This is a genomic window from Phenylobacterium sp. P4_E10 (genome assembly GCF_056401675.1).
This window is the reverse complement of record NZ_JBFUIW010000007.1, coordinates 63,440-78,214: the sequence shown is the minus strand read 5'-3', so window position 1 is coordinate 78,214 and position 14,775 is coordinate 63,440. Positions and strand designations below refer to the sequence as shown.

Below are 14,775 nucleotides of genomic sequence, written 5' to 3'. Positions count from 1 at the left end.
GGCGTTTGAAAAATGGCAAGCGTCGATGCGCCCCAGCCCGCTCGCCGGCCCGGTTACATTGAGTGAGACCCGAGCGGGACTTCGGGCGTTCAACCTCCGCCGATACCCTCTAAGGTGGTCGGATCACATCTGGGAGGATCGCATGCGTATCGCTATGAGCCTGGCCCTGGTCGCCCTGCTGGCCGCCGGCTGCTCCAAGAAGGAAGCCGCCAAGACCGAGACCGCGGCCGCGCCGGAAGTCGCTGCTCCGGCCCCAGCGGGCCCCGCCGTCGCCGACATCGAGGGCCCCAAGCCCGGCAAGTGGCGGATGACCACGGTGCTGTCGGCCGCGCCCAAGCCGGTGGTCGTCGAGACCTGCGTCGCCAAGACCACCTTCAAGGAGATGGAAGCCGCCAAGCACCAGGCCGGCGTCAACTGCGCCGAGCAGTCCTATCGCCGCGAAGGCGCCGACATCGTCGGCCGCAGCGTCTGCACCATCCAGGGCGGCATGAAGATCACCACCGACAGCCGCATCAGCGGCGACATCAACAGCAGCTACACCATGACGGCCACCACCGTCATGGACCCGGCCCCCACCCCCGCCATGCGCCAAACCACCATGAAGCTCACGGCCGAGCGCCTGGGCGACTGCTAGGTACGCGCTACTCTAGATCCTCCCCTCGTGGGGGAGGAGGTGGCTCGGCGCAACGCGCCGAGACGGAGGGGGACCTCTCTTCGACCAAAAGGAGTCAAAGTCCCCCTCAGTCGGCCATCCGGCCGACAGCTCCCCCAGTGGGGTGAGCATCGGCGCCCAGCTAAGCCGCTTCCGTCGCATTTCGGGCCGCCCCGCCTTCCCTGCGCCGCGGCTTCCGTCCTATCGTCGCGCCCTGCAATCAGGGGGTGTTCGGGGATGCGAGTATTGGAGACGGCGATCGCCCTGGTCGCCGCCGCGGCGCTGAGCGGCTGCGCCACAACCAGGCCGGCGGCCAAGACGCCGGCGACGGAAGCCAGCAAGCCAAAGCCGCTGCCCAAGGGCCTGGACTCGGCCCGCAACGGCGATCCGTTCGCCTCGACCTACCGGCCCATGCCCAGCCGCCCGACCGCCCTGGTCGACGCGACCATCTTCACCGGAACCGGCGAGCGCATCGAGCACGGCGTCGTGCTGATCCGTGACGGCAAGATCGAGGCGGTCGGCGCCGCCATCGTCCCGCCAGCCGCCTACGACATGGTGGACGCCAATGGGAAGTTCATCACCCCCGGCCTGATCGATGCGCACTCGCACCTCGGCGTCTATCCCTCGCCCGCCGTCCCGGCCCACTCCGACGGTAACGAGCTGACCGACCCCAACACCGCCGGGGTCTGGGCCGAGCACTCGGTCTGGCCGCAGGATCCAGGCTTCAACCGGGCCCGCGCCGGCGGCGTCACCACCCTGCTGGTGCTGCCCGGCTCGGGCAACCTGATCGGCGGCCGCTCGGTCACCCTGCGCAACATTCCGGCCCGCACCGTCCAGGAGATGAAGTTCCCGGGCGCGCCCTATGGCCTGAAGATGGCCTGCGGCGAGAACCCCAAGCGGGTCTATGGCGGCCGCAACCGCGCGCCCTCCACCCGCATGGGCAATGTCGCCGGCTACCGTACCGCCTGGATCAACGCCGCCGACTACGCCCGCAAGTGGGACGAGTACCGCGCCAAGGCCGACAAGGGCGAAAAGGCCGAGCCGCCCAAGCGCGACCTGCAGCTCGAGACCCTGGCCGGGGTCCTGAAGGGCGAGATCATCGTCGAGAACCACTGCTACCGGGCCGACGAGATGGTCCAGATGATCGGGATCGCGGGCGAGTTCGGCTACAAGATCACCGCCTTCCACCACGCGCTGGAGGCCTACAAGATCGCCGACATCCTGGCCAAGGAAGACATCTGCGTCGCCACCTGGGCCAACTGGTGGGGTTCCAAGCTGGAGGCCTGGGATTCGATCGAGGCCAACGCCCCGCTGATCCACGCGGCCGGCGGCTGCGCGATCATCAAGTCCGACGATCCCGACGTCACCCAACGCTTGAACCAGGAGGCCGCCGAGGCGCTCGCCGCCGGCCGCGCCGCGGGCCTGCAGATCACCGAGGCCGACGCCATCAGGTGGATCACCCTCAATCCGGCCAAGGCCATCGGCATGCAGCAGGAAGTCGGCAGCCTGGAGCCCGGCAAGCGGGCCGACCTGGTGCTGTGGGACCACAACCCGCTGTCGATCTACGCCCGCGCCGAGCGGGTCTATCTGGACGGCGCGATCGCCTACGACCGCAAGGACCCGCGCTTCCAGCCCAAATCCGACTTCGAACTCGGCCAGGGGGCCAACCGCTGATGCGCAAGCTGGCAGTCAGTCTGGCGGCGCTCGCCGTCGCCATCACCACGCCTGTTCTCGCTGAGACCGTGGCCATCACCAACGCCCGCGTCCTCACCGCCGGTCCGGCTGGCGAGATAGCCAACGGCTTGGTCGTGATCGAGAACGGCAAGATCGCTGCGGTCTGGGACCAGACGACCATCCGGATGCGGCCCTTCGCGCCCGGCACACGGGTGATCGACGCCAAGGGCGGCGTCGTCACCCCCGGCTTCATCGCTTCCAACGCCTTGCTGGGCGCGGTCGAGGTCCGCTCGCTCGGCGACGACCTGGCGGTGAGCAATCCCGACATCGGCGCGGCCTTCGACGTGCAGTACGGCCTCAATCCGCAATCGACCCTGATCCCCGTCGCGCGGCTGGCCGGGATCACCCGCGCCATCGTCACCCCGCTCTCGGCCGGGGGCGGCGGCGGAAGCTTCCACGACGACGACGGCGAGGAGCTGATGACCGCGGGCGACGGCGGCGGCTCGACGTCGACGGCGCTGTTCGCCGGGCAGGCGGCGGTGATCCACCTGGGCGAGGCCTCCGACATCCTGGTCAAGGCCAAGGTCGGCATGGTGGTGGGGTTCGGCGACGGCGGGGCCAATGTGGCCGGCGGCGCCCGCGGGGCGCAGATCGTCGCTCTCAAGGCCGCCTTCCGCGATGTGCGCGACTACATGAAGAACCGCGCCGCCTATGACCGCGCCGGCCTGCGCGGACTGGCGTTGTCGAAGGCCGACCTTGACGCCCTGATCCCGGTGATCGAGGGCCGCATGCCGATCATCGCCGTAGTGCACAAGGCCTCGGACATCCGCGCCGTGCTGCAGTTCGCCCGCGAGGAGAAGGTCAGGGTGATCCTCTCCGGCGCCGAGGAGGGCTGGATGGTGGCCCACGAGATCGCCGCCGCCGGCGTCCCGGTGATCATGGATCCGCTCAGCGATCGCCCCGAAAGCTTCCAGGTGCTGGGCTCGACGCTCGAGAACGCCGCCCGGCTCAACGCCGCCGGCGTGACCGTCGCTATCGAGGGGACCGGCGGCGCCCACCGCGTCCGCGAGCTGCGCTACAACGCCGGCAACGCCGTGGCCTACGGCATGCCCTATGCGGCGGCGCTGGCGGCGGTGACCCTCAATCCGGCCAAGATCTTCGGCGTCGCCGACCAGGTCGGCTCGTTGGAGCCCGGCAAGGACGCCGACCTGGTGATCTGGACCGGCGACCCCTTCGAGCCGCTCAGTCAGCCCACTGCGGTGTTCATCCGCGGCCAAAGCCAGCCGATGACCTCCCGCCAGATCGAACTGCGCGACCGCTACAAGACCCTCGGCGGCGCCTACCCGCCGGCCTATTCGAACTAGTTCGTCTCACAGTGATCGGCCTTCGTCGGAAACGCTTTGTCGGCTTGCAGCCACCTCGCCCACCCTCGTTGGGCGAGGTGGAATGCGTACAGTTCACAGAGACATAGACGGCCCCGCCGACTTCGAGTTGGGCGTACCCAGGGCGGCGGCGCTGGCTTACAGCGCCACCTTCCCGGAGGGGCGGGCGAAAGGCCTGGCCTTCCTGATCCCGGGTTTCGGCGGCGACGCCGACGACGACTACGCCGCGGCGCTGCGGCGTCATGTGGTGGAGACCCACGGCATGGCCGCGGTCAGCGTGCGTTACCACTGCCAGGGCGCCCGTCCCAGGACCCAGGGCAAGATCGAGATCGACAGCCGCGATCATCTGATGCTTGCGGGCCTGGCGCTGCTGAACAATGTGCGAGTGCCCAATCCCCGCAGTCTCAGCGATATGATCAATCGGCTGTCGCGAGCTGGAATCACGGCCGAGCCGCGCGCGATCCTTCAGCCGGCACGGGGCGAATATCAGAACTTCGGCGTGCTCCAGGCGATGGACCATCTGGCCGTGCTCGGCGACATCGTCGAACAGGGGGCTGATTTCGACGCCGCCCGGATCGTCGCCCTGGGTTCGTCGCACGGCGGCTTCATCGGTCAGATGATGGCCAAGATCGCGCCGCGCACCTTGGCGCTGGTGATCGACAACTCGTCCTACACGCAGCCGCCGATGGAGTATCTGGGCCAACCGGCCAGCGCCGAGTTCACCACGGCCGTGGCGAAGGGGATCACCGTTCAGTGCCGGACGAAGAGCGGCTGGACCACGGTCAATAGGCACGCGCCCAACTTCTACAGTCGCGACCGCGACCTGATCCGCGACGCGGCCTACCCGGTCCATGTCGCCGCGACCAGGGCCCAGTCCGGCGAGTCGACGACCATCTTTCGCATGGTCAACGCCACCACGGACGCCATCTCGCCGCCGCTCCAAAAGCAGCGCCAGGACACGGTGTTCCGCACCTTCGGGTTCGACAGCAGATTGGCCCTGATCGGCGAAGAGCAAATCGACGGCAAGGTCTTCAAGAAGCTGGTCCACGGCCTGGACGCTTCGCTGGCCAGCCTGTTCGACATGGCGATCGGCGACTTGGAGCCTCGACACGGCCCACGCGACTCCGAACTGGAGAACTGCGTCGTCTACGAGTGCGTGGATTCGATCTACAGCTTCAGCCACAGCACCGCCGCGCCCTATATCCAGGGCGCGGTGAAGTCGCGGTTCTTCGTCGACTAGGGCTTCAGCGTCGCGCCGGCCAGGCTCGCGCTCGCCCGCGGACCCAACGCCTCGGCCGAGGAGCCGACCGCCACGGCGACCTCGCCCGCGGCCACCCGCCAACCCGGCAGGCTCGCGTCGTAGTTGGCCAGCAGCCGGCGATCGGCGCTCACGGTCACGCGCTTGGTCTCGCCCGGCGCCAGCGCTACGCGTGACCAGCCGACCAGCCGCTGGCTCTCCTTGCCGTCCGAACCGGGGACGAAGGCGTAGACCTGCGGGGTGTCGATCCCGGCTAAGGCGCCGGTGTTGGTCACCTCGAAGCTGACCTCCAGCGTCTCGCCGCCCTCGGCGGTGAGCGACCCATGCGCGAACTGGCTGTAGGACAGCCCGAAGCCGAATGGGAACAGGGTCGGCTTGCCGGTCTTGGCGAACCAGCGATAGCCGACGTCCGCGCCCTCCGGATGCTCGACCGAGAACCGGCCCTTCTGCTGCTGCACGTTCGGGAACGAGGTCGGCAGGGTCTTACCCTCGACCGGCGGGCCGAAGATCATGCCGGGGATGTCGGGCCGGACCAGATCGGCGACGTCGCGCGGGAAGCTGATCGGCAGCCGACCCGAAGGGTTCACCTCGCCGAACAGCACGCTGGCGATCGCCTCGCCGCCGCGCGCGCCGGGGTACCAGGCCTGCAGCACCGCCTGCACGTCATCCAACCACGGCATGGTCACCGGCGTGCCGGTCTCCAGCACTACGATGGTCCTGGAATTGGCCGCCGCCACCGCCGCGATCAGGGCGTCCTGATTATTTGGCAAGGAGAGCGTTGGCAAATCCTCAGCCTCGGTGCACCACTGGTCGGCGAAGACGATGGCGAGGTCGGCGTCCTTTGCCAAAGCGGCCGCGGCGGCCAGGTCCGTGCCGGGGTCGTAGGTGACCTGGACGTTCAGCGCCCGCTCCCGGATCGCCGCCAGCGGCGCGGACGGGTGATAAGTGACCTGCGAGAAGGCCGAGGACAGGCCCATGGTCACCTGGATCTCCAGGCCGGCGCCGCCGACCGGGATCACCTGGGACGAGCCGCCGCCCGAAAGCACACCGACATCGGCATGGGCGCCGATCACCGCGACCCGCCGGTGGCTGGAATCTATCGGCAGAATCCCATCGGCGTTCTTCAGCATGACGATAGCGGCCTCGGCGGCCGCTTGGGCGATCCTTGCATTGGCCTCGTAATCGGTGGCGCGGATCTCCGCCGGATTGTCGAAAACCCCTTTTTCGATAAGGCTTCGCAGGATCCGGTGGACCATGTCGCTCAGCCGCTCGAACGGCACCTCGCCCTGCTCGACGGCATCTTTCAGGAGGGTCCCGAAGTAAACCTGCCGATCAAGCTGCTCTCCGCTCTCCTGATCGAGGCCCGCGAGCGCCGCCTTGGCGGTGGAATGGACAGCCCCCCAGTCGCTCATCACCCAGCCGCGATAGTCCCAATCGCGCTTGAGAACCTGGTTGAGCAGGAAGTCGTTTTCGCCGGCCCACTCGCCGTTGACCTTGTTGTAGGCGCACATCACCGAGCCCGGATCGCCGCGCTCGATGGCGATCTGAAAGGCCAGCAGATCGCTCTCGCGCAAGGCCCCCTCGTCGATCTCGGCGTTGACGACGTGGCGGCAGGTCTCCTGATCGTTGAGCGCGAAGTGCTTGATCGTGCAGACGATATCGTTCGACTGAGCGCCCTTGATCGCCTCGCCGGCCAGCACTCCGGCCAGCAGCGGATCCTCGCCGAGGTACTCGAAATTGCGCCCGCAGCGCGGCTCGCGGGTCAGGTTCGCGCCGCCGCCGAGCAGCACGTTGAAGCCCTTGTCGCGCGCTTCCGACCCGACCATCGCGCCGGCCGCGTGGGCCAGCTCCGGATCCCAGGTGGAGGCCAGCGCCAGCCCCGAGGGCAGCGCCGTCGCCCCGTCGCCCTTCCGGATCTTGCGCGGGTTGGCGACGCCGAGGCTGGCGTCGGTCTCATTGAGCGCCGGAATGCCCAGCCGGGCGACGCCGGGGATGTAGCCCGCGCCCATGGCCGCGTCGTCCGGCGGGGTGTCGAGCATGGCCGGCATCGGCCCGTGGACCAGCGAGATCATCTCGTCCAGGGTCAACTGCTCGATCAGCAGAGCCGCCCGCTGGTCCGGCGACAAACTCTTGTCCATCCAGGGCTTGTCGGTCATGCGCGTCTCCTCCGGACATCGTTTGCGCGGACCTGAGCCCCGAGGAAATCGAAGCCCACGCCGACGCCGTCATCGCCACCTTCATCCGCGACTAGACGGCCTGTTCGGGCTTCAGGGTGTCGCGCAGCTGGCGCTTGAGGAACTTGCCGCTGGCGTTGCGCGGAATGGCCTCGGAGAGGAACCAGACGTAGCGGGGGATCTTGTGCTTGGCCATCAGCGCGGCCAGGTGACTGCGCAGTTCCTCGACCTCGAGGTCCGCGCCCTCGCGCAGCAGCACCGCGGCCCCGACCTCCTCGCCTAGCCTGGCGTCCGGCACCCCGAACACGCAGGCCTCGGCCACCGCCGGATGGCGGAAGATCCCGGCCTCGACTTCGGCGCAATAGACGTTCTCGCCGCCGCGCAGGACCATGTCCTTCTTGCGGTCGACGATGAAGATGAAGCCGTCCTCGTCGATCCGCGCCACGTCGCCGGTGTGCAGCCAGCCGTCGGTGATCGACTCCGCTGTCGCCTCCGGGCGGTTGATATAGCCCTTGATGACCGGCGCGCCCTTGACCCACAGCTCGCCGACCTGGCCGGTCGGAACCGTATTGCCGTCGTCGTCGACGCACTTGACCTCGAAGCTCGGCATGGCCGGGCCGCAGCTCTCGGGCTTATCGACGAAGAAGTCGGCCGACACCGCGGTGATGATCCCGCAGGTCTCGGTCATGCCGTAGCCGGTGTTCGGTCGGGCGGTCTTCACCTGGTCGTCGATCTTGCCGACCAGATCCGGCGGCAGCTGCGCCCCGCCGCCGCCCAGGGTTTGCAGGCTCGACGTATCCGTGGTGGCGAAGTCGGGGTGGTTGATCAGTTCGCGGGCCATGGTCGGCACGCCGCTCATGGCGCTGACCTTCTCTTGCTGGATCAGCCGCAGGGCCTCACCGGCGTCCCAGCGGTACATCAGCACCAGCTTGCCGCCGCCCGCCGTCACCGCGTAGGCGCCGCAGTTGTTGGCCGTGACGTGGAACAGCGGCGTGGTCAGCAGCGCCACCGGGATCGGCAGCGGCGCGTTGGGATCTGGGGCGATGCCGGTTGCGCGGGCGGTGGCCAGACCCTGGACCTGGCCCGAGAAGCCCATGTTCAACAGGTTGGCGACGCAGCCGCGATGGGTGAGCTGCGCCCCCTTCGGAAAGCCCGTCGTGCCCGAGGTGTAGAAGATGCAGGCGTCGGTGTCCGGATCGATGCTGACCACCGGCATCTCGCCGCCATGTGCAATCACCTCGGCGAACGGGATGATCCCGGTCGGCGCCTCGGTGCGCACCGCGACCAGCTTGGCTCCGCCGGCCATCGAGGGCCGTTCGAGGATGCGCGCCAGGCGCTCGGCGTCGGCGAAGATCACCTTCGGCGCCGAGTCCTTGATGGCGTATTCCATCTCGTCGGTGACCCACCAGGCGTTCATGCCCACGGCGGCCACGCCGACGCTGACGCAGGCCCAGTAGATCAGCACCCATTCGGGGTAGTTGCGCATGGCGATCGCCACCCGGTCGCCAGGCTCGACGCCGTTGGCGAACAGCCACGCGGCGATGGCGTTCACCTTGGCGTGCGCCTGGGCGTAGGTGATGCGGTCGTTCTCGTAGACGAGATACTCGCGCTCGCCATAGGCGGCGGTCATGAGCCACAGGTCACGCACCGACGGCGGCGCGTTCTTGTACATCCGGATCATGTTCCCGCGCACCGGGATCTCGGCGACTTCGAACTGCGCCCCCGGCGCGGTGAGTTCGGCCCAGGCCTGCTTCAGCTCGCGATAGTGCATGAACTCCCCAATTCCTTTTGTCGCCGGCCACGTCGAGGCGATCGGCGGCTCTTGCCTTCCCACACGACAAGGCCCGACGCTGCGGAACGCAAGAGACAAAAAGAGGGAGGAAGTTGCCGTGGCGATCGATTTCGAGATTCCGGAAGACGCAAAGGCCGTCCGCGCGCGGGTGCGCGAATGGGTGGAGAAGGAATGCATCCCCGCCGAGGCGCGGCTGAAGGACAAGGAGACCTTCAAGACCGTCCTGGACGAGCTACGCGCCAAGGCCCGCGCCCGGGGCCTGTGGCTGCCGTTCATTCCCCAGGAATACGGCGGCATGGGACTGGGTCCGCTGGCCAACGCCCTGGTGCAGATGGAGCTCGGCCGCAGCCACCTCGGCGCGCTGTCGATGAACAGCCAGGGCCCCGACGACGCCACCATGCTGACCCTCTTGGCCCACGGCACCGAGCACCAGAAGGAGAAGTTCCTCAAGCCGTTGCTGAACGGCGAAAAGCGGGTCTGCTACTCGATGACCGAGAAGGCGGCCGGCGCCGACGCCACTGGCATGCGCACCACCGCGGTCAAGGATGGCAACGAGAACTACGTCCTCAACGGCGAGAAGTGGTTCTCCTCGGCCGCCAGCGCTGCCGACATGGCGCTGGTCATGGCCAGGACCGATCCCGACGCTCCGCGCCACCAGCAGTTCTCGACCTTCATCGTCGAGCTGCCCAACCCCGGCTACATTATCAAACGCGACATCAAGACCATGGCGGTCGAGGGGCCGCTGAGCCACATCATGGGCGGCGGCCACTCGGAGATCGAGATCAAGGACCTGGTGGTCCCGGCCGAGAACCTGCTCGGCGGCGAGGGCCAGGGCTTCAACATGGGCCAGCACCGCCTGGCCTACGGGCGCCTGCGGCACGGCATGCACAATGTCGCCATGGCCCAGCGAGCGCTGGACATGGCGACCGCGCACGTCACCGAGCGCTCGACCTTCGGCAAGCCTCTGCACGAGCGCCAAGCCGTGCAGTTCATGCTCGCCGAGTGCGCGAGCGAGCTCTACATGGCCCGCCTGATGCTGCTGCACATCGCCTACAAGGCCGAGCGCGGCATGGACCTTCGGCAGGAGAACTCCATCGCCAAGGTGTTCCTGGCGCACATGGTCCACAAGGTCGTCGACACCGCGATCCAGCTGCACGGAGCGCTCGGCTATAGCCAGGATACGCCGCTGGCCAGCTGGTACACCCACATCCGCTCCCAGCGTCTGGTCGACGGGCCGGACGAGGTGCACCGCTGGACCGTGGGCCGCAACGTCATCAAGGCCTATCAGCAACACGGCACCACCGCTTCGGCGGCCGGCGGCGATCTGCTCTAGACGACGCCAGCAGGCCGCGCGGTCAGATCCGCGCGGCCAACCAGGCGGCCTCGGGCGGCGGCTCCTGCTCAATCCGGCGATAAACCCGGCCGTCGATGGTCCGGGCCACCATCCCCGACATCGCCAGCTCGCGCCTCAGCAGGGCGTAGTCGCCGAAGTCGTGCAGGCCCTGGATCACGTCGCTGATCTGGCGTTCGGTCATGTCCTGCCGTGAGGGGAGCTTCGACCACAGCCCCCACAAAGCCACCACCTGATCGTCACGCTTGGCCGGCCAGCGCATCAGCCGGCCGTCCTCGCCAAAGCACCGCAACACGCGGTCCAGGCGCTTTTCGTCCAGCGGCGGGCCTGGCTCGGGCGCCGCCGTTGCCGTCCCGGCGGCGGGACGTTCCGCCTCGGCTCGCAGTTGCTGGAAGTTCCGGCGGCCGATGGAGCGCGCCAGCATGTTCAGAAGCTCGACATGACCGGGCGGTGTCTCGCGACCGATGAGCTGCGCGCGCAAGGCCTTGGCCATGCTGGAGATGTCGTCGGCTTGGAACGGAATGATGGTTTTCGACATGATCTACCCTCGCGTGCCGGGGGTGAGCGGTGATCGCCATTCCGATCTGGCACGGGAAGATGTGTCAGTCGATCAAGTCAGATGCAGGTTTAGCGTGCCCTTGCGGGCGGCGATGCCTCGGTGAACTGCAGACCGTGCCCAAGCGGTAGAGTCGCGGGAGCTGATCGTCAAGTTCGGCGGTATCGCCGGATGACGCGCCGCCCCGGCGGGAGCAAGGTGCCCTCCCCGTCACTCCGAGAACTTCATGACCCAACCCCTCCGCATCGTCGGCCTGTCCGGAAGCCTCCGCGCCGGATCGTTCAACGGCCATCTGCTGCGGGCTGCGGCCAAGACCGCGCCCGAGGGGATGGAATTCTCGCTCGGCACGATCCGCGGCATTCCGCTCTATGACGGCGACGTCGAGGCGGCTGAGGGCATCCCGCCGTTGGTGGCCGCCCTGAAGGACGAGATCGCCGCCGCCGACGGCCTGTTCCTGGTGACGCCCGAGTACAACAACTCGATCCCCGGGGTATTCAAGAACGCCATCGACTGGCTGACCCGGCCGGCCAGCGACATTCCGCGGGTGTTCGGCGGCAAGCCGGTCGCCTTCATCGGCGCCTCGCCCGGCGGCTTTGGCACCATCCTTAGCCAGGAAGCCTGGCTGCCGGTGCTGCGGACGCTGGGGACCGCCCCGTGGTTCGGCGGGCGGTTGATGGTGTCGCGAGCGCACAAGGTGTTCGACGAGGCCGGCGCGATCCTCGACCCGGCTATCGAGGAACAGCTTAAGGCCTATGTGGCCGGCTTCGGCGACTATGTGCGCCGGACCAAGACTGCAGGCGGCTAGCGGGAGGCTGGGCCATGTCGAGTTCGTTCAAACCGACCGGCTGGCCGACCCTGATCCCGCGGATCTTCACCGACGACATCGACGGGCTCGTCGGCTTTCTCGCCGAGGTGTTCGGGGCAAGGGCCGAGCACCACGAGGGTGCGCCGACCGAGGTCTGGATCGACGGCTCGATGCTCATGGTCAGCGATGGCGGCGGCCTGCGCGCGCCATCCGCAGCCTTCACCTATGTCTATGTCCCGGATATCGACGACGCCTACCAGCGCGCCGCGGCCGCCGGCGCCACATCGGTCGAGGCGCCGCGCGACATGCCCTATGGCGACCGACGCGCGACGGTCCAGGACGCCTGGGGCAACACTTGGCAGATCGCCACGCGCCACTAGCAGGATCGCGGAACTCCAGGCGCACCGAACGCACATTCGAGCTCGCTGCGCGGCCAGCCCCCTGCGTCTGCGGCCGCTTCGTAGGTCGAGATTAGGAACGCCATCAAAGCCTGATCGGGTGCCTCGCTGGAGCGCACCGCATCATAGGGCAGCAGGTACTCGCCCAGCCCCTCGTGGAAGTGCGCGTCCTGCGGCCGGACCGGGGTCGAGCGGAAGCCCTTCGGCTCCGGGTACGCGTAGGAATAGAAGGCCGGATAGTCGACCAGCCCGCCGCCCGGCCAGAAGCCGGCGCTTGAGACCTCGTGTGAATAGGCCTCGCGCGTGACCGCGTCAGGCAGGTGCGGAACGCCGCCCGGATGGGGCGGCGCGGTGCGTCCGGAAAAGCGAGTCACCGCCAGGTCGAACGCCCCCCAGAACAGGTGCACGGGACTGACCTTTCCGAGGAAACCGGAGCGGAACTGCTGGAACACCCGCTCGATCTGGATCAGCGCCTGCCACAGGCGCCAGGCGGCGTCGGGGTCGTAGACCCGAAGCTGATCATCCCGCCGGAACGGCTTGGCGTCGACGATCTCGTTGGGAACGCCGCTAATCTCGATCGGCGCGCCGGCCCGCTCCAGCATCTCCTCAAGGGCGGCGTAGAAGCGGGCGATGGTCTGGCCGGCAAGCGGGATCTCACCGAGGAAGCCGTTGCTGGCGCGGCAGCGCAGCAGGTGCTCGACGAAGTCGAACTCCAGGTCGTAAAGCCCGGCCGGATGCGGCGCCGACGAGGTGGTGAGGCCGCGCGGCGAGACGTAGAGCGTCACCTGCCACCCATGATTGACCCAAGGCGCGCAGGCAGTGCGCGCCTTGCCGACGATCTGGCTCATCAGGTGCAGGGTCTCGAAGGTCGCTCGGTCCTTCGCGTAGTCGAGCCTTGGCCAGGGATTTGAGGTCTCGCCGGCCATGGCCCGTCTCCTCACACGAGGTCGTCGAACTCGTCGACCAACCGCTCCAGCTGGCTCATGCCCGCAGCCCAGAAGGCCTTCTCCCGCGGGTTCAGCCCGAACGGCTTCAGCGCCTCGACATAGGTCCGGGTTCCGCCCGCCGCGAGCAGGTCTTCGTAGAGCGGGGCGAAGGCCGCCGGGTTCTCGCGGCGCTTCTCCATCAGCCCGCGGACCAGGAGGTCGCCGAAGGCGTAGGCGTAGACATAGAACGGCGCGTGCACGAAGTGGCTGACATAGCCCCAGTAGTGCTCATAGCCGGGGTTCAGCTTCACGGCCGGGCCGAGGCTCTCGGCCATGACCTCCAGCCACAGCGCGCTGATGTCCTCCGGCGCCAGTTCGCCCTCCATGCGCATGGCGTGGAACTGGCTCTCGAACCGATGGAAGGCGATCTGGCGGACGACGGTGTTGAGGCCGTCCTCGATCTTGCCGGCCAGCAGGCCCAAGCGCTCCTGCTTGGAGGCCCCGGCCAGCAGCCGCTCGAACACCAGCCCCTCGCCGAAGATCGAGGCGGTCTCGGCCAGGGTCAGCGGCGTGTCGGCCAGCAGGGTGCCCAGCGGCGCGCACAGGGTCTGGTGCACCGCGTGGCCCAGCTCGTGCGCCAGGGTCAGCACATCGCGCCGCTCGCCCATGTAGTTCATGAACACGTACGGGTGGCGGTTGGCGGTGACCGGGTGAGAATAGGCGCCCGACTGTTTGCCGGTGCGCGGCCGCGCGTCGATCCAGGGCTGGTTGAAAAAGGTCTTGGCGGTGTCGGCGAACTTCGGAGCCAGGTCCGAGAAGCTGTCCAGCACCATGCTCTTGGCTTCGTCCCAGCCGTAGGTGCGGGGCTGGGCGGTGTCGAGCGGGGCGTTGCGGTCCCAGTAGTCGAGGGTCTTGCGGCCCATGACCTTGGCCTTCAGCGCATAGTAGCGGTGGCTGACCGACGGATAGGCCTCGACCACCGCCGCCTCCAGCGCCTCGACGGCGTCGGCGTCCACCTCGTTGGCCAGATGGCGCGAGGCGGCCGGCGTCGGATACTTGCGCCAGCGATCCTCGACCTGCTTCTCGAAGGCCAGGGTGTTCATCGACAGCGCCAGGACGGGGGTGCGCTCTTCCAGCGCCTTGGCCAGACCTTGCGCGGCCTGCTTGCGGCGCGCGACGTCAGGATCGGACAGGCGGTTCAGCGCCTCGGGCAGGGTCAGGGTCTCGCGGCCGACCTTGGCGGTCAGACGGGCCAGGGTCTCGTCGAACAGCCGCGTCCAGTTGGCGACGGCGGGGCCCCGGTCGATCAGCAGGCGCTCGAGATCGGGGCTCAGCTCGTGCGGCCGCGACAGCCGCACCCGGCGCATCCAGGGCCGCCAGCGGGCGGCGGGCGGATGGGCCTTGAAGGCCATCTCGATCTCGTTGTCCTCGAGCTGGTTCAGCTCCAGCGTGAAGAACAGGCTGTCGGCGGCGATCTGCGAGGACCGCGCCCGCAGGTCGGCTTCGAACTTGGCCCAGGCCGGGTCGTCGCGTGCGACCGAGGCAGACAGCGAGGCGTAGGCGCCCACGCCCCACAGGCCGTTGGTGGCGGTCTCATAGAGATTGATGCCGTGGTCGAGAATCTCGCCCAGCCGCCGAGCGTCGCTGCGCATGGCGACGAACCGGCCTTTGAGCTTGATCAGCTCGTCATTGGCCGCCTTGGCCGCGGTCAGGTCCGCCTCGATCTTCGGATCGTCGCGACCGGCGTAGAGGTCGGCGAGATTCCACTCGGGCAGGGTGTCCAGTTTCACGGGAGCATTCATGCGCG

General features: G+C 68.2%; 12 protein-coding genes. 7 read left to right on the top strand and 5 right to left on the bottom strand.

Annotated features, from left to right (window positions below; genetic code table 11):
- Positions 1-142 precede the first annotated feature (142 nt).
- The 4 genes from AC1DQJ_RS10235 to AC1DQJ_RS10220 all read left to right on the top strand — a co-directional run bounded on the left by AC1DQJ_RS10235 (position 143) and on the right by AC1DQJ_RS10220 (position 4,948).
- Positions 143-634 (top strand): DUF3617 domain-containing protein, encoded by a 492-nt coding sequence (locus tag AC1DQJ_RS10235; RefSeq protein ID WP_477602845.1) that lies wholly within the window; start codon positions 143-145, stop codon positions 632-634.
- Between the two features lie 255 nt (positions 635-889).
- A complete protein-coding gene (locus AC1DQJ_RS10230; RefSeq protein WP_477602843.1) occupies positions 890-2,326 on the top strand; it encodes an amidohydrolase in 1,437 nt (478 codons plus the stop codon).
- On the top strand, positions 2,326-3,690 hold the full coding sequence (locus AC1DQJ_RS10225) for an amidohydrolase family protein (protein WP_477602841.1): 1,365 nt from the start codon (positions 2,326-2,328) through the stop codon (positions 3,688-3,690). The genes AC1DQJ_RS10230 and AC1DQJ_RS10225 overlap by 1 nt, the downstream gene beginning before the upstream one ends.
- Before the next feature lie 82 nt (positions 3,691-3,772).
- Positions 3,773-4,948: a DUF2920 family protein gene (locus tag AC1DQJ_RS10220; RefSeq protein ID WP_477602839.1), complete on the top strand. Its 1,176-nt coding sequence runs from the start codon at positions 3,773-3,775 to the stop codon at positions 4,946-4,948.
- On the opposite strand, the gene AC1DQJ_RS10215 is transcribed toward AC1DQJ_RS10220, so the two are convergent.
- Both AC1DQJ_RS10215 and AC1DQJ_RS10210 read right to left on the bottom strand, forming a co-directional pair.
- Positions 4,945-7,122, bottom strand: a complete 2,178-nt coding sequence (locus tag AC1DQJ_RS10215; protein ID WP_477602837.1) for a beta-glucosidase — start codon at positions 7,120-7,122, stop codon at positions 4,945-4,947. The genes AC1DQJ_RS10220 and AC1DQJ_RS10215 overlap by 4 nt on opposite strands.
- 91 nt (positions 7,123-7,213) lie before the next feature.
- Positions 7,214-8,911 carry a class I adenylate-forming enzyme family protein gene (locus tag AC1DQJ_RS10210; protein WP_477602835.1) on the bottom strand — a complete coding sequence of 566 codons (1,698 nt, stop codon included), beginning with the start codon at positions 8,909-8,911 and terminating at the stop codon, positions 7,214-7,216.
- A 118-nt stretch (positions 8,912-9,029) separates the two neighbouring features.
- Between AC1DQJ_RS10210 and AC1DQJ_RS10205 the strand changes: the two genes are divergently transcribed.
- Positions 9,030-10,265 carry an acyl-CoA dehydrogenase family protein gene (locus AC1DQJ_RS10205; RefSeq protein ID WP_477602833.1) on the top strand — a complete coding sequence of 412 codons (1,236 nt, stop codon included), beginning with the start codon at positions 9,030-9,032 and terminating at the stop codon, positions 10,263-10,265.
- 22 nt (positions 10,266-10,287) lie between these two features.
- On the opposite strand, the gene AC1DQJ_RS10200 is transcribed toward AC1DQJ_RS10205, so the two are convergent.
- The gene (locus AC1DQJ_RS10200; protein ID WP_477602831.1) at positions 10,288-10,821 is read right to left on the bottom strand and encodes a DUF2087 domain-containing protein; all 534 of its coding nucleotides are present in this window, start codon (positions 10,819-10,821) and stop codon (positions 10,288-10,290) included.
- A gap of 244 nt (positions 10,822-11,065) precedes the next feature.
- Between AC1DQJ_RS10200 and AC1DQJ_RS10195 the strand changes: the two genes are divergently transcribed.
- Together AC1DQJ_RS10195 and AC1DQJ_RS10190 are read left to right on the top strand one after the other, a co-directional pair.
- A complete protein-coding gene (locus AC1DQJ_RS10195) occupies positions 11,066-11,644 on the top strand; it encodes an NADPH-dependent FMN reductase (RefSeq protein ID WP_477602829.1) in 579 nt (192 codons plus the stop codon).
- A 14-nt stretch (positions 11,645-11,658) separates the two neighbouring features.
- The gene (locus AC1DQJ_RS10190) at positions 11,659-12,024 is read left to right on the top strand and encodes a VOC family protein (RefSeq protein ID WP_477602827.1); all 366 of its coding nucleotides are present in this window, start codon (positions 11,659-11,661) and stop codon (positions 12,022-12,024) included.
- Here AC1DQJ_RS10190 and AC1DQJ_RS10185 read toward each other — a convergent pair.
- A complete protein-coding gene (locus tag AC1DQJ_RS10185) occupies positions 12,021-12,968 on the bottom strand; it encodes a DUF5996 family protein (RefSeq protein WP_477602825.1) in 948 nt (315 codons plus the stop codon). The two genes, AC1DQJ_RS10190 and AC1DQJ_RS10185, sit on opposite strands and share 4 nt — an antisense overlap.
- An 11-nt stretch (positions 12,969-12,979) precedes the next feature.
- A complete protein-coding gene (locus tag AC1DQJ_RS10180; RefSeq protein ID WP_477602823.1) occupies positions 12,980-14,770 on the bottom strand; it encodes a M3 family oligoendopeptidase in 1,791 nt (596 codons plus the stop codon).
- Positions 14,771-14,775 lie beyond the last annotated feature (5 nt).

What these genes read in the sequence shown, in the direction of transcription:
- AC1DQJ_RS10235 (WP_477602845.1), top strand. Translation starts at nt 143, where the DNA reads ATGCGTATCGCTATGAGCCTGGCCCTGGTCGCCCTGCTGGCCGCCGGC.
- AC1DQJ_RS10230 (WP_477602843.1), top strand. Translation starts at nt 890, where the DNA reads ATGCGAGTATTGGAGACGGCGATCGCCCTGGTCGCCGCCGCGGCGCTG.
- AC1DQJ_RS10225 (WP_477602841.1), top strand. Translation starts at nt 2,326, where the DNA reads ATGCGCAAGCTGGCAGTCAGTCTGGCGGCGCTCGCCGTCGCCATCACC.
- AC1DQJ_RS10220 (WP_477602839.1), top strand. Translation starts at nt 3,773, where the DNA reads ATGCGTACAGTTCACAGAGACATAGACGGCCCCGCCGACTTCGAGTTG.
- AC1DQJ_RS10215 (WP_477602837.1), bottom strand. Translation starts at nt 7,122, where the DNA reads ATGACCGACAAGCCCTGGATGGACAAGAGTTTGTCGCCGGACCAGCGG.
- AC1DQJ_RS10210 (WP_477602835.1), bottom strand. Translation starts at nt 8,911, where the DNA reads ATGCACTATCGCGAGCTGAAGCAGGCCTGGGCCGAACTCACCGCGCCG.
- AC1DQJ_RS10200 (WP_477602831.1), bottom strand. Translation starts at nt 10,821, where the DNA reads ATGTCGAAAACCATCATTCCGTTCCAAGCCGACGACATCTCCAGCATG.
- AC1DQJ_RS10195 (WP_477602829.1), top strand. Translation starts at nt 11,066, where the DNA reads ATGACCCAACCCCTCCGCATCGTCGGCCTGTCCGGAAGCCTCCGCGCC.
- AC1DQJ_RS10190 (WP_477602827.1), top strand. Translation starts at nt 11,659, where the DNA reads ATGTCGAGTTCGTTCAAACCGACCGGCTGGCCGACCCTGATCCCGCGG.
- AC1DQJ_RS10185 (WP_477602825.1), bottom strand. Translation starts at nt 12,968, where the DNA reads ATGGCCGGCGAGACCTCAAATCCCTGGCCAAGGCTCGACTACGCGAAG.
- AC1DQJ_RS10180 (WP_477602823.1), bottom strand. Translation starts at nt 14,770, where the DNA reads ATGAATGCTCCCGTGAAACTGGACACCCTGCCCGAGTGGAATCTCGCC.